Raw genomic sequence first — 18,401 nt, forward strand, 5'->3', positions numbered from 1 at the left:
ATTTTAAAATAGCTTCAACCTTATTGTCAAATATCGGTCAGGATTCTCTCTTATGTCTTCAAGCAACCGGGTTGCATTGTCTATTGTGACATTTATACTGTCATGAAGACTAGTGTCGTTCAACAATAATCCTAGTGAATTATTGTTACTATTCAACTTATCTGTTAACAATTTTAAATTATTTATTGTCTCATCAATCGATGCATAAGTTTTATTTAAATCAAATTGTGAGAGATTATCACTTACGGTTTTTAAATCTTCTGTTGCAGAATTTAGATTCTGACTTATCTGAGGCAGGTCTTTCTCAATTGTATTTACAATCCTGTTAAGGCTCATACTTGTATTATTAAGCTGATCAACAGCAGACCCTAATCCTATAATTGAGCTTTCTACTACAGGGTGTGAAATTAATTTGTTTAGTGAATAAACTATTGAATCAATTTTAATAAGAATTGAGTCCGCTCTTGGCATAACTCCGGCTACACCATCCATTAGACCTATCTCTTTATCTCCAGAAAGTGTATCTCCTGGTTGAAGATATTTGTCAGAAGCCACTAAAACCAGATTAACGGTAGATGCTCCAAACATATCTATTCCATATTGCAGGTAGCTTCCTTCTGGAATTTTAAAATCTTCCTCAAGGTTTATACCTACTAAAAACTGGATAGGATCTGAATCTGCCATTTTAATATTATTGATTAGTCCTACTTGATAACCTTTAACATAGACAGGTGAAGAGATCAGCAATTTTGACACATCTCCGAATATTGCATAATATTGATTCTGTTTCTTAAAGACATTTGCTCCTTTCAGGAAATTAATCCCGAAGTATATCATAAATAAGCTAGCTATAAAAGCCAGTCCGATTAACGCATTTCTGCTCAGATTATTTTTCATATTCATTACTGTTTATTTAACGCGTTTGCCATTCTCTAACTCAATTATAAAAGCATCCTTGAATTTCTTCTTTACATCTCTGAGCTCGTTTTTTAAATCATTTGGATTATTGGTCTTTCCATATGTATACTTATAAAGGTTGCCATCTTTATAAAAATCTACTGGTCCTAGACCTTTAAATTCAGGAGCTCCATTTTCCAGCTTATTGACAGAAGCGAATATCTGTATTCTGTACTCTATTCCTCCGATTGACTGAACTACTCCGCCCGACCTGCTATCAGGTGTTCCGAGGTTTCTGTTCGAGAAAACAAAACTCTTCTTGTCATGTTCTCTCTTATACTCCCTGAAGCCATTATATATTGAGTTTGCCAATGAGGTCTGCCCACTACTGCTTTTCAAATAGTTCTCTTCCTGTTTATTACTTATATATCCCAATTCAACTAATACACTGGGCATTGCCACTTCGCGCAACACAAGAAATCCTGCCTGACGAACATTTCTGTTTACTCTTTTAGAGTTTGAGACTAACTGATTTTGAACTAATGAGGCAAGCTGAACGCTTTGATCAAGGAATTCGTTTGCCATAAATTCAAAAATTATGTAAGATTCCGGTTCATTAGGGTTAAATCCCTCATATTTCACAGAGTAGTCATCTTCGTACATAATTACGGCGTTTTCAGCTTTTGCCACATCCAGGTTATCATTACTCCTGTGTAAACCAAGTACAAAAGTCTCCACTCCTTGTGGTGAAGTTTTTCTTCTGTCAAGAGCATTGCAATGCAAAGAGATAAAGAGATCTGCATGAGCCTTATTGGCTATTGTTGCACGCTGATTAAGAGGTACAAAAACATCCTTATCCCGTGTGTATATAACTTTTACATCAGGGTGATTATCTTCTATTAATTTACCCAATTTAAGTCCTACAGACAAAACGATATCTTTCTCTTTTGATGTTGACCCTAATGCACCGGGATCTCTTCCCCCATGTCCGGGGTCTATCACTACAGTAAAACTTCTGCTTTGTGCAGTTAGTGAAGTGGTGTAAAAAATGGTCAGAAAGACACCTAAAAGTAAAATGAGGATTCTTTCAGATGGTTTCATATTTAATCTCTTTTATGCAAAAATAGGTATAAATTTTTTATTGAAAACTATTTCAGATGCCACATGTAACAATTAGATCTACATTCATTGATTTTAACATGGTGAATCCGTTCTATTATAACAGGAAACATAAAAAAAGTGGACCATTTTAAATCCACTTTTTATAAGCATTTATATTCTATATGGAGAATTATGCATTAAGGCATTAATTCAGCCAGTTTTTCATTAAGAGCATCTCCTCTAAGATCTTTTTCAATAATTACTCCATCTTTATCCAAAAGAACTGTATGAGGAATTCCCAGAATAGCATAAAGATCAACAATAGGACTATCCCAGTATTGCAGATCTGACATCTGTGGCCATGTCATCTTAAGATCAGCAATACCCTTAGTCCATGTATCATAATCCTGATCAAAAGAGACCCCTACTACTTCAAATCCTTTAGATTTATATTTATCGTATGCAGCAACAACATTTGGCATTTCCTGTCGACAAGGTCCGCACCATGCAGCCCAGAAATCAACAAGAACATACTTGCCCTGTCCTGCATAATCAGAAAGTGAAACATCGTTTCCTTCAGGATCTTTTAATGTGAAATCTGCAAACTTCTTGCCTACAGCCACTTTATCGAGACTCTCTAAACGTTCTACTATTCTTTGTACAGTTTCTTTTGACTTGAAGGATTCATCAGCAAGATATAAAATTTCCTTTTGTTGTATAGGCTCAAACATAGATGAAGAAGAAACAAATACATACTGACCAAGTTGATTTCCAATGTTACTCTTAACGAAATCAAAGTTTAGTTGGGTTAACTGATTGCTGATATTGTCATATTCCTGATTAATTTCACTTTCAAGTTCACTTGTCATAATACCTTCTGAATTGGCATTATTAAAGCGTTCCACAACTTTTCTTATTTTTGATATAAGTGCACGTTGCTCAACTCTCAAGTCATTATATGCATTGTTAACCGGAGTACCACTAACAGTTATTACCGAGTCAAATACAAGTTCTACTCTACCCGGTTCTACCAATACTGGCACTCTAATCTCATTCTCATAATTTACGGTCTCGTCTAATGTAACAAATCGGAGAATTGAAGTCTCAGCTGACCCTGTGAATGTAAATTCTCCATTTTGAACTACTGCAGTATCAGTAACAATCATAGAGTTATCTGTCATTTCCTGCATGTACACATTTGTGCCTTCGTATGCTGAGTCAGCAACTATACCTTTTATAGTGTAATTTTTATTTTGACATGACATTAGAAAAACTACAGCAGTCAAAAGTAAATAAATTGTTTTCTTCATTCTAATTCTTTTTTAGTTTTAATTCGTTGCAAAGATATGTAAATAATACACATAAGTAATAATTTACTGTTTTTATTTTAACTAGTTACAATATTGAATAAGTAGTTACGTTTTAATTAAACAACCAAAGATGAAATGAGTTTATTTATTCCAGAAATTCCTGACAAAAAAAATAGTTATATGACGGACAGTCTGAATCTGTCTAAAATTACTTCTACTGTTATAAGACAGTTTGCCTCATCTGTATATATTGTAGAGGAGCTTAATTTCCCTGACAAGATAATCTGTTTAAACTAATTGAAAGTTCTTACATTTCATCCATAAAGCATTACTGACTTTAAAATTGCTGATAGTGGCGTCATTTAATTGATAGTTGGATATTTAAGTTTTTTCAACTACTTTTGAATAAATAAAAATGTTAATTATGAGCACAATTGTTGCACCGTCACTTTTATCCGCAGATTTTTTAAACCTCGAAAGGGATATTGAAATGCTAAACCGCAGTGAAGCAGATTGGATCCACCTTGACATTATGGATGGAGTCTTTGTGCCAAACATCTCTTTTGGGTTTGCAGTTACCAACCTCCTGAAAAAGATATCAAAAAAGCCTCTTGATACACACTTGATGATAGTACAGCCTGAAAAGTTCATCAAGGAAATAGCTGCTACCGGTACAACATATATGAATGTACATTTTGAGGCTTGCACACACTTACACAGAGTAGTGCAGCAAATTAGGGATAATGGGATGAAGCCTGCTGTTACACTTAATCCTCACACTCCGGTTTCCTTATTAGAGGATATAATAAAAGATGTCGACATGGTACTTCTAATGTCGGTTAACCCCGGATTTGGGGGCCAAAAATTTATTGAAAACTCAGTAAAGAAAGTAACACAGCTCAAAGATATGATTCTAAGGCAAAATGCTTCTGCCCTAATACAAGTAGATGGAGGAGTAAACCTGGAAACTGGCAGGAAACTGGTAGATGCCGGAGCTGATGCGCTTGTTGCAGGCAGTTTTGTATTTTCATCTGAAAATCCAGTAGAAACCATTCGTCAATTAAAAGCTCTTTAAAGGTTTTTTCTTTATACTCTTTTTATTTACCTTAATAATATGTCCAGTGAGATTGGGAAAACACCTTTTTTCAGGTTATTGATCCCGGTAATTACAGGTATTGTTATTAGCTCATGTCTGCCCGACTTCTCTTACTATAGTAAACTGATATCTGGAATTTCCGGCATAATCATAATCTTTATATCTTTCATAATAGGTAACAGAAACAGATTCCACCTTAGATGGCTGTTTGGAGCCGGCACCTTTTTATTTATTGTATCGTTAACACAGGTGCAATATCATCAACATGAAAAAAAAGCTCTTTACAATTTCAATGAAAACACACAATATTATATAGGAACTATTACTGATATTCCTAAAATTAAACCTAAGACTATCGCATGTGACGTAAAGATCAACAATCAGGAAGGGAAAAAAGTAATATTGTATATACAGCAGGATGATCGATCCTATTCACTTAAGCCAGGAGATGAGATAGTGTTTCAGGCCAGAATACAAGCTTTTAGAAATTTCGAAAAAATTGACACCTTTGATTATGTCAGATATATGAAAATTAAGGGTTATTCAGGATCAGCATATATACCCTCAACTGCATGGGAAAACACAAACAGGAAATCAGTCTCTTTATATACAATATCTCAAAGATTTCGATTAAAAGCTCTGAATTTTTATAAAAGTTTTGAATTGAGTGATGATGCTTATTCCTTAATATCAGCTTTAACACTTGGATATAAAGAGGATCTTACAGAAGACCTTCGGGAAGCATTTCGAATATCAGGCACGGCCCATGTTCTTGCAGTTAGCGGATTGCATGTCGGTATAATATATGTAGTCATTAGTCTCTTATTCTCATTCTTAAGGAAGCAGGGGACAACAAATAAAGTTAAACAGTTGATCATAATCATTATTCTATGGTCATACGTTTTTATTGCAGGCATGTCAGCTTCCGTAATCAGAGCAGCTATAATGCTCACTATAAACTGCATCGCTAAAATATTCAACCGAAGGGGGTTTACCTATAATACTCTGTCGGCTGCCGCGTTTTTTATTCTTATATATCGCCCATTTTTCCTATTCGATATAAGTTTTCAGATGAGCTTTGCTGCAGTTGTTGCCATACTGTTTTTCATGCCTAAGTTTAATATTATATACACACCTTCCAATATAGTTGCAAAATACGTTTATAATCTGTTTACAATATCTCTATCAGCTCAATTAGGGGTTTTCCCTCTTGTACTCTTTTATTTCGGGACATTCCCGACATACTTCATAATAACAAATATTTTAGTAGTACCGCTAATTGGAGTAATAATATACTCTGTCGTACCTTTAATAATAATCAGTCTGCTAACTCATTTAAATTTAAAAGTATTTGAGCTTCTATTCAGCATATTCCAATGGTTTATTAAAACAGCTACAGAAATCACAATATTCATTGTTTATAAAGTTGAAATGTTGCCTTTAGCACAGATATCAAATATAAGTATCTCAGTGTTACAGCTTTTACTACTTTTTACAATAACATTTAGTTTTGGCCACTGGCTATTCAGCCATAGATCTAAGTCATTGATTATCGCCCTTTCTTCAATTTTGATGTTTTCACTGACCTCTACATATACTCTTATAAATGGGTAATAAAATAATATATTTGCTCGTGTATTATATGCGACGATGTATGCAAAGATGACATACTATAACTGAATTTTTACTACTTTTGTTGATTAGCATCAAAGATTTAAATAGTAAAATGCATAATTTACCATATATAAGCGAAGTAATTGAACCCCACAAAGTGGAACAGATTATCGACTATATTGACAACTCTGATAAGATTGTAATAACCACGCATATATCTCCTGATGGGGATGCTATAGGTTCCTCGCTCGCACTGTATCATTTTATTAAGAACAGAGGAAAAAATGTAATGATAATTGTTCCCAATTCATTCCCATATTTCCTCAAATGGATGGATGGAGCAAATAATATTGAAATATTTGAGTACAATCCATCAGCAGGAGCAAAAATTCTTTCATATGCTGACCTGATCTTCTCTCTCGATTATAATATATTAAAAAGAGCAGGAGAAATGTCAACTGTACTGGAAACCTCCAAAGCAAAAAAAATAATGATTGATCATCACCCTTTTCCAGGTGAAGATTTCGACATAATTGTTTCTAAGCCTCATATTTCATCAACAAGTGAATTGATATTCAGATTCATATATCAAGCAGGAGAATATAGTGAAATGACAAAAGCCGAAGCTGAATCTATTTACTGTGGAATGATGACGGATACCGGTGGTTTCACTTACAATTCTGCGGATCCCGAGATATATGAAATAATTAGCATGATACTGCGAAAGGATATCGACAAAGATGCAATTTATTCAAAAGTCTTCAACAACTATTCTGAAGAGAGATTCAGATTGCTAGGCTTTACCCTTTCTCAAAGGATGGAGGTTTATCACGACAAACATGCAGCCCTACTTTATCTTTCAAACGAAGATCAGTCGCAATTCCGTTACAGCAAAGGCGACACAGAAGGATTTGTAAATTATCCGCTAAGCATCAAAGGAATCATTTTTTCAACATTTATACGTGAAGAGGAAGGTATGGTCAAGATATCATTCCGATCTCAGAAATCATTCCGATGCAATGAGTTTGCTTCAGAGTTTTTTAATGGAGGTGGACATGTAAACGCATCAGGAGGAGAATTTCAGGGCAGCTTGGAAGAAGCATTAAAAATTTATTCAGAAGGATTGGAGAAATACAAGGAGAGATTAATAATGGCAGTTAATGAGGATTAACCCATTTTAAATAATAGTTATTGTTTAGTTTATGTATTTTTGTCTACAAATTTATTTACACAAAGATAAACATGAAAAGATTTGAAACCATTTTTATACTATTATCCACGCTACTGCTTTTTGCCTCATCTTGCAAGGATAGGAAAACCTATGCAGATTATCTTAAAGATGAGACAAAAGCCATAGAACTTTTTATACTTAAAAATAATTTTTCGGTACTGGAAAAGTTCCCTGGCAACGGCGTCTTTAATCAAGGTGATTTTTACAAAGATCCCGAATCAGGAGTATATTATAATATTGTTGACTATGGAGATACAACAAAGAATCTTAAGATAGCAGAAAAAGTATATGCTCGTTTCAGTGGAGTATATTTTATGGTTGATGATTCTGTAAAATTCTCCAACTTAACAAGCACAATGCCTTTTGAGATAGAATTTTACGGTCCTGTAAACTCAAACAGCAAAAACTATTACAATATTCCCGGTCTGGCTGTCCCATTAACTAGAGTTGGCCATAATGGAATTGTAAAATTAATAGTCCCATTCAATATGGGTTCTGCAACTGACAGACAACAATATCAACCCACATATTACGACTATGTGGAATACAGATTCGAAAATCAGATTTGGTAATTCCAATAAACAATTTTTATGACATTAATTAAATCAATATCCGGAATCAGAGGCACAATTGGGGGATATCCCGGAGACAACCTGACACCTCTTGATATAGTTAAATTCACAGCTGCTTATGCTTCTTTTATCAAAGAAAGTTCCAATTCAGGTAAACCTGTTATAGTAGTGGGCCGTGATGCCCGCATTTCAGGTAAAATGGTACATCGTGTGATAACTGGCACATTAATAGGCATGGGATGTGATGTCACTGATATCGGTATGGCTACGACACCTACAACAGAAATTGCAGTAACTAAAGAAAATGCAGCCGGTGGTATAATCATAACTGCCAGTCACAACCCTAAGCAATGGAACGCCTTGAAGCTATTAGACAATAAAGGTGAGTTTCTTAGTGCCGAAGATGGAGAAAAGATATTATCTTATGCGGAAAAAGAGGAGTTCTCATTTGTTGAAGTAGATGAATTGGGTAAAATAACTCAGAAGCAATATCTGCATGAGCATATCCAAAGTATACTTTCGCTGGATCTTGTAGACACAAAAGCGATTAAGGATGCTAATTTCCGTGTTGCTATTGACTGTGTAAACTCAGTGGGTGGAATTGCAATTCCTGAGCTATTATATGCACTAGGCGTAAAAGAGATTTTTAAACTGCACTGTGCACCTCATGGTAATTTCTCTCATAATCCTGAACCTTTACCTGAGAACCTTACTGAACTATCGTCACTGACACGTAGTTCAAAAGCAGATGTAGGGTTTGCTGTTGACCCTGACGTCGACAGATTAGCAATATATTGTGAAAATGGTGAACCTTTCGGAGAAGAGTACACTTTGGTTGCAGTAGCTGATTACGTATTAGAACACACTCCCGGTAATACTGTTTCAAATCTCAGCTCATCAAGAGCTCTACGAGATGTAACAGTTCAGAAGGGAGGAAATTACTATGCTGCTGCGGTAGGAGAAGTAAATGTTGTTGCTAAGATGAAAGAGGTGAAAGCTGTAATAGGTGGAGAAGGAAATGGCGGTATAATCTATCCTGCATCTCACTTTGGTCGCGACGCTCTGGTAGGTATAGCTCTATTTCTTACACAGCTTGCCAAGACCGGGAAAAAGCCTTCTGAGCTAAGAAGAAAATATCCTTCTTACTTTATGTCGAAGCAGAAAGTAGAACTTACAAGGGATATGAATATTGACAACATTCTGGAAAAGGTAAAAGAGAGATTCAGTAATGAAAAAGTAACAGACATAGATGGTGTAAAAATTGACTTCCAAGACAAATGGGTGCATTTGAGAAAATCTAACACAGAACCCATAATTCGTATTTATTCAGAAGCAGGTTCTGAAGAAGATGCAAAAAACATAGGAGAAAAGATTATCAAACTGATAAAAGAGCTTGCTTAAACTTTAACTTATGAATTAGGGCTAATGAAGGACGCATTAATTAGTAGAGATGACTTAAGGGGTTTACACCCGGTATTTCGTGGAAGCTATGGTGACAAACTTATTGATATTGGCATAAAGATTTCGGCTTTACATGTCCCAAATGAAATTTACAACCGGTCAAAACATCTTACAAGCCACGAATTTTGCAAAGATGTTTTGGATAAATTAGGAGTAATACGTATATTACAAAATATTGAAGTTCTGGATGATTTTAAGGATAAGCCATTCATCACAGTCTCAAATCACCCATACGGTCATATAGATGGTATTGCAGTAATAGAAACTTTTGCTAGTCGTGTTGATAATTACAAGATAATGGTTAATCATATTTTGGGCCTTATCGACACAATGTCAGAAAACTTTATCACTGTAGACCCATTTGGTAATGAAGATAAAAACAAGGTAACGTTTGGCGGTATAAGGGAAAGCATTGCTCATATTAAGAAAAAATATCCTATGGGATTTTTTCCTGCCGGAGCTGTTTCAAACCTATATTTTAAAAAAGGAAAATTTGTGATCGAGGATAGGGATTGGCAACCAGCCGTACTTAAGATTATTCAAAAATCAGGTATACCTGTAATTCCTGTTCATATTTCAGGGCATAACAGTATGTCTTTTTATCTTTCAAGAATGTTTGGCTGGAAGTTTCGTAATCTTAGGTTATGTCACGAGCTATACAATAAAAAAGGCAAAAAAGTTGTAATTACTTTAGGCGAACCTATAATGCCGGATGTTATAAAAGAGTTAAATGGTGATACAGTTGAACTAGGAAAATTCCTTAAAGAAAGAACTTATTCGTTAGGAAAAAAATAAAAAAACATTCACTCATTTATGGCGAAGCAATCAATACAGCAAATCAAACAAAGATTCGAAATAATTGGTACGTCTCCTGAACTGGATCGTGCAATTGATATAGCACTACAGGTTGCACCAACAGATCTGTCTGTACTAATTACGGGTGAAAGTGGAGTCGGCAAGGAAAACTTCCCCCAGATAGTTCATCAGTTCAGTAAACGAAAACATGGACCATATTTTGCAATCAATTGCGGCTCCATACCTGAAGGAACTATTGACTCTGAGCTATTTGGACATGAAAAAGGCTCTTTTACCGGTGCTACAGGAACCCGAAAAGGTTATTTTGAAGTTGCTGATGGTGGAACACTGTTTTTGGATGAAGTGGGAGAACTGCCTTTGTCAACTCAGGCGCGTCTGCTTAGAGTATTGGAGAGTGGAGAATTTATAAAAGTAGGATCCTCAAAAGTAGAGAAGAGTGATGTGCGAGTAGTTGCTGCAACTAATCTAGATTTGGTTAATGCAGTTGAAAAAGGTAAATTCAGAGAAGATCTCTACTTCAGACTCAATACTGTACCCATTCGTATTCCTCCACTTCGCAATCGTAGAGACGATATACCTCTGTTATTCAGAAAATTTGCTGCAGACTGTGCTGAAAAGTATATGATGCCGCAAATCAATCTGTCAGAAGATGCAATTGAACTACTAAAAAGTTACAGATGGCCCGGCAATGTAAGGCAACTAAAAAACATTACCGAACAGATATCAATTATTGAAAAGGAGCGTATTATTACATCTGAAATATTGCAAAACTATTTGCCGGATCATGAAGTTGGTATGCTTCCTGTTTCATTATCAAAGATACATGAGTCTGAACATAAATCTTTTGCCAATGAGCGTGAGATTCTATATCAGGTACTGTTTGATATGAAAAAGGACATATCAGATCTCAAGCAGGTAGTAAACAGTATATTAGAAGATTCCGGCACTCATTCTTCAACTATAATACCAAGTGATCACACACGAGTAGCTGTTCCTGTGAAATATGAACATTTCACAGATAATTTTGCTATAAGTAAAACTGAAGGTCATGACATACAGGAAGCTACAGAGTATGAAGAAAGTTCACTGTCTATTAGTGAAGTGGAAAAAGATATGATTGCTAAAGCTCTTGAGCGTCATAACGGTAAAAGAAAATTAGCAGCTAAAGATCTTGGAATATCTGAACGTACACTTTACAGAAAAATTAAGGAGTACGATTTATAATAAAAAACCACTTATGAAGAGTATAAAATATATTTCTTTGTTATTGCTGATCTTTGTGGTTAGCTCATGTCGTATTTCCTATTCTTTCAGGACTGCATCCATTGATTATGATCTTACAAAGACATTGACTATTGGACGCTTTATAAATCAGGCTCCTTTAGTCTATCCTCCTCTCGAACAAAGATTTAATGAATCAATGATTGATATGTTTACCCGTAACACCAAACTACAACTGGTTGATCAGAATGGTGATATGGAAATTGAGGGAGAAATTGTAGGTTATCAGTTAACACCATTAGCAGTTCAGGAAGATGCATTTGCTTCAGAGACACGATTAACTATGACTGTTAGAATGAGGTTTCGCAATAATAAAACAGATGCACCTCAAATGGAAGAGACTATTTCTGCAAACCGTACTTTCTCTAGTAATACAGTATTCGACTCAGTTCAAGATCAATTGATTAATGAACTTATTGATGAAATTGTAGATCAGATATTCAATGCTACGATGGCTAACTGGTAAGGTATATGGAAAAGGATAATTTATATCGGCTGATAGATGATGAATCCATTGAAAATTTATCAATTGATGAATTACAATGTATCATAGAAGAGTATCCATACTTTCAATCTGCCAGACTACTTTACACTAGAGAACTACTGAAATCCGATAATGAACAGTATGGTGAAGAATTAGCTAAAACAGCAGTTTTATGTGCCGATAGAAGAAAACTTTTCTATATGATCTATAATGAGGAATATGAAACTCTACTTTTCCCTCAAGGGAGGAACTTTCAAGAGAAAAGGGACAGAACAGAAGCATTACTTGATTCGTACTTTACCTCTTTTGGAAAAGAGGATATAAATGAAACACCAACTTATACACCAGAGATAAATTATGTCACAACAGATTACTTTGGGTATCTGGAATCATTAGGAGAAGAAACTAGGCGGGAGTCTTCTCCCGAACCGTTTCAGCATCAAGACATAATAGATGCTTTCATAAAAAACAATGAATCAGATCCAATTCAAATACGCCCATTTAAGGAAAAGAGTGACAGCAATAAGAAAAAACATGTTGATGATATTGTAAATGATGAAGGGAATGAGTTTCTAACTGAAACACTTGCAAAGATTTATATCAAGCAAAAGAAATATGAACAGGCACTTACAATAATTAAGCGATTAAGTTTGACTTTTCCGAAAAAAAGTAGTTACTTTGCGGACCAAATTCGTTTCCTGGAGTATTTGATTATAAACGAAAAAAACAAATAAATAGTTATTATGTATATTTTTATCACCATTCTGATATTGCTAGCTTCGATACTGATGATTTTTGCTGTATTAGTTCAAAAATCAAAGGGTGGTGGTTTAGCAAGCGGTTTTTCTTCATCCAACCAAATTATGGGAGTAAGAAAGACTACAGATTTCCTTGAAAAATTCACTTGGACATTAGCCGCTATTGTGATTTTACTAAGCATCCTGACTGCTAAATACACAGCTTCAAGCTCTGCTCTGCCACAGTCACAGGTTGAAGTTCAACAACCTGCACCACTTAGTCCATCAACTGCGCCTGATGTTACACCTGTAACTCCATTTCAAGCTCAGCCTACAGAAACTCCTACAGAGTAATTTATCTGCTATATAGCAGATTGTCTGAAAATCAGCTAACTGAATTGTTCCCTGTGTTTCAAAGTTTGATAAAATGAGAAGTTGGTTAATATATCTGCTCTTACTTTTACCTATTATTGCAAATGCACAGGGATTCAGTTATGATACAATCAGGGTTGGAGCAGACGACTCTCGCAATATACACTCCTCTGGCAGGGAATATTATCGGATCACTGATCACAACGAGAGTAAAGCAGAACTATTCGACAAAAGCAAATTGCGTTTCGGTGCAAACCTCGGACTTTCTTTAAGTCGGAACTATACACATCTTGGATTGGGGCCACAGATTGGTTACCAGTTCAATCAATATTTTATGGCCGGTACCGGCATAAAATATTACTATTCCAGGGCAAATCTTTCTAACTATGAGAATAAAGATAATTTGCTGGGAATTAACCTTTTCGGCTATACTTACCCTGTACATTTTATTACAATATTTACTCAGCCGGAATTAAATTATATCTGGTCGAAACTGACTTACAAATCAACAGGAGAAGTAATTAAATCAAATGGTTTCGTACCTTCACTCATTGTTGGTGCAGGTTTCAGATTAGGTTACACACATATTACACTTAATTACGATCTGGCTCAACGCCCCAATTCGCCTCATCCTGATGGATTCTACCTTGGTGTGTCTGCATTCTTTTAACGCAAAACAATATCTTTTACAACAGGGGACTCAGCATATTCATTTATTTTATCAATCAACCCCTTCTTGTTCATGAGTAGTTCGGCACGTAAAACTGCCGATGATAGTTGTACGTATAATATATTTCTTCTAAAATAAACATTCCTAGTGTATTTGGATACACCCTCTCCAAGGACTTCATTCCATCCATTTACTGCACGATATTCTGCCAGCTTCATCTTTAGTTCGCTGTTTGCACTAAAAAAGTCAGACATTGCCTTGGAAATAGGCTGACTATTTTTCTTTTGCATATTTATTCTGTTTACCTTTTGTTTAGATCAAGTTAATCTCTCCATTAATAACCGAATAAATGTGAGAGTCGTTATTAAGTCTGTCAAGTATTTTATCAAGTGATTCCCGGTTGGTATCTGACATAAAGATCTGTCCAAATTCTGGTTCTGAGACAAGCTTCACTATCTCCTCCACCCTTTTTGAATCCAACCTGTCAAAAATATCATCCAAAACAAGTATAGGGGTGGTATTACCAGTATCAAGCAGATATTTGAATTGAGCCAGTTTCAGTGAAACGAAATATGTTTTATTCTGACCCTGAGAACCAATTTTTTTAATCGGGAATCCATTAAGTAACATTTCAAGTTCATCTCTGTGAACACCTACTGTTGTATGACCAATAGATAAATCTCGTTGACGGTTACCTTTCATTTTGTCCTTAAAATCACCATCATTTAATTGTGATATGTATTCAAATGAAACAGTTTCGGCAGAACCGCTTACACGTGAATAAAAGTCGTTGAACATTGGAGTAAGCTTCATAATAAACTCCACTCGTTTATTATAAATTAAAACACCATCCTCAACCATCTGATCCTCCCACAGTTCTAACAGAGTAATATCAATTAAATCCTCATCGTTTTTAAGAAGTGCATTTCTTTGCTGCAATGCCTTATTATACCTCACTAATGCACGAAGATACTCTTTATCAAACTGTGAAATGGCAATATCCATAAATCTGCGTCTTCCTTCACTTGCCCCGGTAATAAGTTCAATATCGGCAGGTGATATCATAACAAGTGGAATTAATCCAATGTGATCAGATAAGCGCTCGTACTCTTTTTTATTTCTTTTAAACTGTTTTTTCTGTCTTCTGCGAATTCCACTATAAATTTCTTCCTGTGTTGAATCCTCAAAGATATATTTCCCCTGCAGCATGCAGATGTCAGAGTCATGTTTTATTATCTGTGAATCAACAGGATTAGTGTAGCTTCTGCAAAATGACAAGTAGTAAACTGCATCAAGCAGATTTGTTTTTCCCATCCCGTTGTTCCCAATGAAACAATTTATTTTAGGTGAAAGTTGAAGCTCAGCCTGAGCGATATTTTTGTAGTTTATTATTGACAGTTCTTTAAGAATCATCTGATTATCTTTAATCCTCCGCAATTAAAAGCCGTTGTAAATCTTCAGGAGTAATATTCAGTTTCAAACGTCCCTGAGAGGCAAACGATATTCTACCTCTCTCTTCTGATACAATTATCACTTTCGCATCAGTTTCCTGAGATATACCCAGTCCGGCCCTATGTCTTAATCCCAGGTGATTAGGAATATTTGGGTTTTGAGATATTGGCAAAATACAACCAGCTGCTTTAATTTTCTTTCCTACAATTATCATAGCACCATCGTGCAAAGGACTGTTCTTAAAGAATATATTCTCAATTAATCTTGAGGAAATATCAGCGTTTACTATTTCACCCGTTTGTTCATATAGACCCATTTGAATATCACCCTGTACAGCAATTAGTGCTCCTGTATTTGTTTTCGATAGATTCATACAAGCAAGTACAATTGCTGTTAGGTGCGACTGATCCTTTTTATCTCTTTCACTTGGAAAGATCAATTTTGTAATATAATTCCATCTCTTCTTTGAGCCTAACGACATTAAAAACCTTCTTATTTCATCCTGAAAAAGAATTACTAACAGAAATAAGCCAACACTTACAAATTGATCAAGTATCGACCCCAGTAACACCATATTAAATACACGTGAAACCAAGATCCATATTACCATGAATACCAGAATACCGATAAACAGCGGTCTGAGTCCTGAAATTTTTACTAATCTGAATAGATAAAACAGTAGTAAAGCAACCAGAACAACATCAATAAAATCCTTTATACCAAAATGAGCTAACATATCTTTTATTTATCGTACTCAGCCAACTTACCAATTATCTTTACACACTCCACAGCCTCTTTAACATCGTGTACACGAAGAATATCTGCTCCAGACAGCAAAGCTACACTATTTAGCACTGTGGTGCCATTAAGACTATCTTCGGGTGTTGATTCCAGCAGTTTATAAATCATAGATTTACGAGATATACCAACAAGTATAGGCTCCTCAAAGATATGAAAATATTTAAGATATGCCATTAATTCGTAGTTTTGAGAAAGAGTCTTGCTAAATCCAAAACCAGGATCAATTATCACATCATTTACACCTAATAAGTTGAGTTTCGCCTTCCTTTCAGAAAAATAGTATAATATATCCTGAATAAAGTCATCATAATCCGTCATACTCTGCATAGTTTGAGGAACACCCCTCATATGCATTAATATATATGGAACATTTAATGATGCAATAACCGGGAACATCTGATCATCAATCTGTCCACCTGACACATCATTTACTATATTCGCGCCAAACTCTTCCACAGCCTGTTTTGCAACATCAGCATAGAAAGTATCTACTGAAACAATTACCTTTGGGAACTCTCTCCTAATAATTTTTAGTGCAGGTATCAATCTTTCGGCCTCTTCAGCCGCTGTTAACAGTTTTGATGTCGGAGTAGTGGATTGAGCTCCTAAATCAATAATCGATCCCCCTTCATCCATAATTTGCCTACACCTGTTTATGATATCCTTTTCAGACTGCTTCCTGCTGTTTTTAAAGAATGAATCAGGTGTAACATTAAGAATACCCATCACAAGAGGTGATGAAAGATCAATCAGAGAGCCATTTATATTTATTGATTTATTCATAAAACTGAATTTGGATCACGATCAGGATAGTCAACTGTAAAATGCAATCCTCTACTCTCTTTTCTAGCCATTGCCTGTTTAATTACAAGATATCCAACTTTTATAATATTTCTCAATTCACATATATCACGTGAAACAATTGACCTTTGAAACAGATTTTCAGTTTCCCTAAACAGGATATTTAGCCTATCCATTGCTCTGTTAAGTCTGATATCTGATCTGACAATACCAACATAAGATGACATTATCTGCCCAACCTCCTTGTAGCTCTGTGTAATTAAAACCATCTCTTCCGGAGAGGTTGTTCCTTCTGCATTCCATGGTGGGATATCTTCCTGAAAGGTATAATTTTTAATTAGCGGAACGGAGTGTTTAGCTGCAGCGTCGGCATACACAACTGCCTCAATTAAAGAATTTGATGCAAGACGATTTGCTCCATGCAATCCGGTACATGCACACTCACCGTTGGCATACAAACGACCAATACTTGTCTCTCCATCAAGATTTACACTGATTCCCCCACATAGATAATGAGCAGCAGGAGCAACAGGGATCATATCTTTTGTTATATCAATTCCATATGAGAGACACTTCTGATAAATAGTAGGAAAGTGTTTTTTTGTCTCCTCCGGATCTTTAAAAGTAACATCCAGAAACACATGATCATAACCTCGCTCCTTCATTTCTGTATCAATGGCACGAGCAACTATATCACGTGGAGCAAGTGACCCCCGCTCATCATATTTATGCATAAACTCCTTTCCTTTCAAGGTCTTGAGCACTCCTCCATAACCCCTCATCGCTTCAGTAATAAGAAATGAGGGTCTGGCTCCTGGGTGATAAAGTGCAGTTGGATGAAATTGTACAAACTCCATCCCTTTCACTTCTCCTTTAGCACGTGCAACCATGGCAATGCCATCTCCTGTTGCCACATCAGGATTGGTAGTAGTCTGATATACTGATCCTATGCCCCCTGTAGCCATCATTGTAACCTTTGATAAAAAAGTATCAATCTCATTTGTCTCCTGGTTCAGGATATATGCACCATAACACTCAATTCCGGGTGTATGTCGAGTAACTACCTGACCCAAGTGATGTTGTGTGAGTACTTCAATTGCAAAATGGTTGTCAAATACATCTATATTCGGATGTCTCCTTATCGCATCTATCAAGCTGACCTGAATCTCAGCACCTGTATTATCTTTATGATGAAGAATACGGAATTCGGAATGTCCACCCTCCTTATGAAGATCGAAGTTACCTTTATCATCCTTATCAAAATTCACGCCCCAGTTAATAAGCTCTCTGATCTGAGCAGGTGCCTCTCTGACAACTTTTTCAACAACCAACTGATCACAAAGCCCGCCCCCGGCATCCAAAGTGTCAGCAATATGCTTCTCAAAATTATCCCATGGATTTGTAACTGATGCTATACCCCCCTGTGCATAATAAGTATTTGCTTCCTCAAGCTGGTTTTTTGCAATAATAGCTACTTTACCATAATTTGCCACTTTCAAAGCATAGCTCATACCTGCTATACCTGAGCCAATTACTAGAAAGTCATATCTGTATACCATTGTATATTCTGTATTTAAACGCACAAATTTAATCAATTATCGGGGTTACCGCAATAATATAATGCTCACAGTTAAATATCTCATATTAATTTGTATATTTGTACGAATTAGTTTACTTTGTTAGCTGAAGATAAATTAGTTACGAT

General features: G+C 35.6%; 19 protein-coding genes. 11 read left to right on the forward strand and 8 right to left on the reverse strand.

Annotated elements, in window-relative coordinates:
- Positions 1–3: 3 nt before the first annotated feature.
- The 3 genes from BN1354_RS09235 to BN1354_RS09245 form a co-directional block, all read right to left on the reverse strand.
- Positions 4–897: an MlaD family protein gene (locus tag BN1354_RS09235; protein ID WP_045090721.1), complete on the reverse strand. Its 894-nt coding sequence runs from the start codon at positions 895–897 to the stop codon at positions 4–6.
- A gap of 12 nt (positions 898–909) precedes the next feature.
- Positions 910–1,998, reverse strand: coding sequence for an N-acetylmuramoyl-L-alanine amidase family protein (locus tag BN1354_RS09240; RefSeq protein WP_045090720.1), 1,089 nt, complete (start codon positions 1,996–1,998; stop codon positions 910–912).
- Between the two features lie 197 nt (positions 1,999–2,195).
- Positions 2,196–3,308: a TlpA disulfide reductase family protein gene (locus BN1354_RS09245; RefSeq protein ID WP_053826915.1), complete on the reverse strand. Its 1,113-nt coding sequence runs from the start codon at positions 3,306–3,308 to the stop codon at positions 2,196–2,198.
- Positions 3,309–3,732: 424 nt separating this feature from the next.
- Between BN1354_RS09245 and rpe the strand changes: the two genes are divergently transcribed.
- The 11 genes from rpe (at position 3,733) to BN1354_RS09300 (ending at position 13,642) form a co-directional block, all read left to right on the forward strand.
- Positions 3,733–4,383 carry a ribulose-phosphate 3-epimerase gene (gene rpe / locus BN1354_RS09250; protein WP_053826916.1) on the forward strand — a complete coding sequence of 217 codons (651 nt, stop codon included), beginning with the start codon at positions 3,733–3,735 and terminating at the stop codon, positions 4,381–4,383.
- A 39-nt stretch (positions 4,384–4,422) separates the two neighbouring features.
- Complete coding sequence (locus BN1354_RS09255; protein ID WP_053826917.1) at positions 4,423–6,018, forward strand: ComEC/Rec2 family competence protein; 1,596 nt, start codon at positions 4,423–4,425, stop codon at positions 6,016–6,018.
- Positions 6,019–6,130: 112 nt separating this feature from the next.
- Positions 6,131–7,189 carry a DHH family phosphoesterase gene (locus BN1354_RS09260; protein WP_053826918.1) on the forward strand — a complete coding sequence of 353 codons (1,059 nt, stop codon included), beginning with the start codon at positions 6,131–6,133 and terminating at the stop codon, positions 7,187–7,189.
- Positions 7,190–7,260: 71 nt separating this feature from the next.
- On the forward strand, positions 7,261–7,821 hold the full coding sequence (locus tag BN1354_RS09265) for a BamK family beta-barrel-assembly machinery protein (RefSeq protein ID WP_045090715.1): 561 nt from the start codon (positions 7,261–7,263) through the stop codon (positions 7,819–7,821).
- A gap of 18 nt (positions 7,822–7,839) precedes the next feature.
- Entirely contained in the window at positions 7,840–9,222 is a 1,383-nt protein-coding gene (gene glmM / locus BN1354_RS09270; protein ID WP_053826919.1) for a phosphoglucosamine mutase, read from the forward strand.
- A 24-nt stretch (positions 9,223–9,246) separates the two neighbouring features.
- On the forward strand, positions 9,247–10,077 hold the full coding sequence (locus BN1354_RS09275) for a 1-acyl-sn-glycerol-3-phosphate acyltransferase (RefSeq protein WP_053826920.1): 831 nt from the start codon (positions 9,247–9,249) through the stop codon (positions 10,075–10,077).
- An 18-nt stretch (positions 10,078–10,095) separates the two neighbouring features.
- A complete protein-coding gene (locus BN1354_RS09280) occupies positions 10,096–11,322 on the forward strand; it encodes a sigma-54 interaction domain-containing protein (protein WP_053826921.1) in 1,227 nt (408 codons plus the stop codon).
- A 13-nt stretch (positions 11,323–11,335) separates the two neighbouring features.
- The gene (gene lptE, locus BN1354_RS09285) at positions 11,336–11,845 is read left to right on the forward strand and encodes an LPS assembly lipoprotein LptE (protein WP_053826922.1); all 510 of its coding nucleotides are present in this window, start codon (positions 11,336–11,338) and stop codon (positions 11,843–11,845) included.
- Between the two features lie 5 nt (positions 11,846–11,850).
- Positions 11,851–12,597, forward strand: a complete 747-nt coding sequence (locus tag BN1354_RS09290) for a hypothetical protein (RefSeq protein WP_053826923.1) — start codon at positions 11,851–11,853, stop codon at positions 12,595–12,597.
- 9 nt (positions 12,598–12,606) lie between these two features.
- Positions 12,607–12,954 (forward strand): preprotein translocase subunit SecG, encoded by a 348-nt coding sequence (secG, locus tag BN1354_RS09295; RefSeq protein WP_045090710.1) that lies wholly within the window; start codon positions 12,607–12,609, stop codon positions 12,952–12,954.
- 73 nt (positions 12,955–13,027) lie between these two features.
- Positions 13,028–13,642, forward strand: a complete 615-nt coding sequence (locus BN1354_RS09300; RefSeq protein WP_045090709.1) for a hypothetical protein — start codon at positions 13,028–13,030, stop codon at positions 13,640–13,642.
- Here the strand turns inward: BN1354_RS09300 and BN1354_RS09305 are convergent.
- Genes BN1354_RS09305 through nadB form a run of 5 tightly spaced genes read right to left on the reverse strand, consistent with a single transcriptional unit; the run spans position 13,639 to position 18,255 of the window.
- Entirely contained in the window at positions 13,639–13,932 is a 294-nt protein-coding gene (locus tag BN1354_RS09305; protein WP_045090708.1) for a DciA family protein, read from the reverse strand. The two genes, BN1354_RS09300 and BN1354_RS09305, sit on opposite strands and share 4 nt — an antisense overlap.
- A 22-nt stretch (positions 13,933–13,954) precedes the next feature.
- On the reverse strand, positions 13,955–15,055 hold the full coding sequence (gene recF, locus BN1354_RS09310) for a DNA replication/repair protein RecF (protein WP_045090707.1): 1,101 nt from the start codon (positions 15,053–15,055) through the stop codon (positions 13,955–13,957).
- Positions 15,056–15,065: 10 nt separating this feature from the next.
- On the reverse strand, positions 15,066–15,830 hold the full coding sequence (cdaA, locus tag BN1354_RS09315) for a diadenylate cyclase CdaA (RefSeq protein ID WP_045090706.1): 765 nt from the start codon (positions 15,828–15,830) through the stop codon (positions 15,066–15,068).
- 5 nt (positions 15,831–15,835) lie between these two features.
- Positions 15,836–16,678, reverse strand: a complete 843-nt coding sequence (gene folP, locus BN1354_RS09320; RefSeq protein WP_045090705.1) for a dihydropteroate synthase — start codon at positions 16,676–16,678, stop codon at positions 15,836–15,838.
- A complete protein-coding gene (nadB, locus tag BN1354_RS09325; protein ID WP_045090704.1) occupies positions 16,675–18,255 on the reverse strand; it encodes an L-aspartate oxidase in 1,581 nt (526 codons plus the stop codon). The genes folP and nadB overlap by 4 nt, the downstream gene beginning before the upstream one ends.
- Positions 18,256–18,401 lie beyond the last annotated feature (146 nt).

It is taken from the genome of Lascolabacillus massiliensis, assembly GCF_001282625.1.
Classification (GTDB): domain Bacteria; phylum Bacteroidota; class Bacteroidia; order Bacteroidales; family Dysgonomonadaceae; genus Proteiniphilum; species Proteiniphilum massiliensis.

Excerpts from the sequence above, each read along its gene's own strand:
- BN1354_RS09235 (WP_045090721.1), bottom strand. The coding sequence starts at position 897 with ATGAAAAATAATCTGAGCAGAAATGCGTTAATCGGACTGGCTTTTATA.
- BN1354_RS09240 (WP_045090720.1), bottom strand. The coding sequence starts at position 1,998 with ATGAAACCATCTGAAAGAATCCTCATTTTACTTTTAGGTGTCTTTCTG.
- BN1354_RS09245 (WP_053826915.1), bottom strand. The coding sequence starts at position 3,308 with ATGAAGAAAACAATTTATTTACTTTTGACTGCTGTAGTTTTTCTAATG.
- rpe (WP_053826916.1), top strand. The coding sequence starts at position 3,733 with ATGAGCACAATTGTTGCACCGTCACTTTTATCCGCAGATTTTTTAAAC.
- BN1354_RS09255 (WP_053826917.1), top strand. The coding sequence starts at position 4,423 with ATGTCCAGTGAGATTGGGAAAACACCTTTTTTCAGGTTATTGATCCCG.
- BN1354_RS09260 (WP_053826918.1), top strand. The coding sequence starts at position 6,131 with ATGCATAATTTACCATATATAAGCGAAGTAATTGAACCCCACAAAGTG.
- BN1354_RS09265 (WP_045090715.1), top strand. The coding sequence starts at position 7,261 with ATGAAAAGATTTGAAACCATTTTTATACTATTATCCACGCTACTGCTT.
- glmM (WP_053826919.1), top strand. The coding sequence starts at position 7,840 with ATGACATTAATTAAATCAATATCCGGAATCAGAGGCACAATTGGGGGA.
- BN1354_RS09275 (WP_053826920.1), top strand. The coding sequence starts at position 9,247 with ATGAAGGACGCATTAATTAGTAGAGATGACTTAAGGGGTTTACACCCG.
- BN1354_RS09280 (WP_053826921.1), top strand. The coding sequence starts at position 10,096 with ATGGCGAAGCAATCAATACAGCAAATCAAACAAAGATTCGAAATAATT.
- lptE (WP_053826922.1), top strand. The coding sequence starts at position 11,336 with ATGAAGAGTATAAAATATATTTCTTTGTTATTGCTGATCTTTGTGGTT.
- BN1354_RS09290 (WP_053826923.1), top strand. The coding sequence starts at position 11,851 with ATGGAAAAGGATAATTTATATCGGCTGATAGATGATGAATCCATTGAA.
- secG (WP_045090710.1), top strand. The coding sequence starts at position 12,607 with ATGTATATTTTTATCACCATTCTGATATTGCTAGCTTCGATACTGATG.
- BN1354_RS09300 (WP_045090709.1), top strand. The coding sequence starts at position 13,028 with ATGAGAAGTTGGTTAATATATCTGCTCTTACTTTTACCTATTATTGCA.
- BN1354_RS09305 (WP_045090708.1), bottom strand. The coding sequence starts at position 13,932 with ATGCAAAAGAAAAATAGTCAGCCTATTTCCAAGGCAATGTCTGACTTT.
- recF (WP_045090707.1), bottom strand. The coding sequence starts at position 15,055 with ATGATTCTTAAAGAACTGTCAATAATAAACTACAAAAATATCGCTCAG.
- cdaA (WP_045090706.1), bottom strand. The coding sequence starts at position 15,830 with ATGTTAGCTCATTTTGGTATAAAGGATTTTATTGATGTTGTTCTGGTT.
- folP (WP_045090705.1), bottom strand. The coding sequence starts at position 16,678 with ATGAATAAATCAATAAATATAAATGGCTCTCTGATTGATCTTTCATCA.
- nadB (WP_045090704.1), bottom strand. The coding sequence starts at position 18,255 with ATGGTATACAGATATGACTTTCTAGTAATTGGCTCAGGTATAGCAGGT.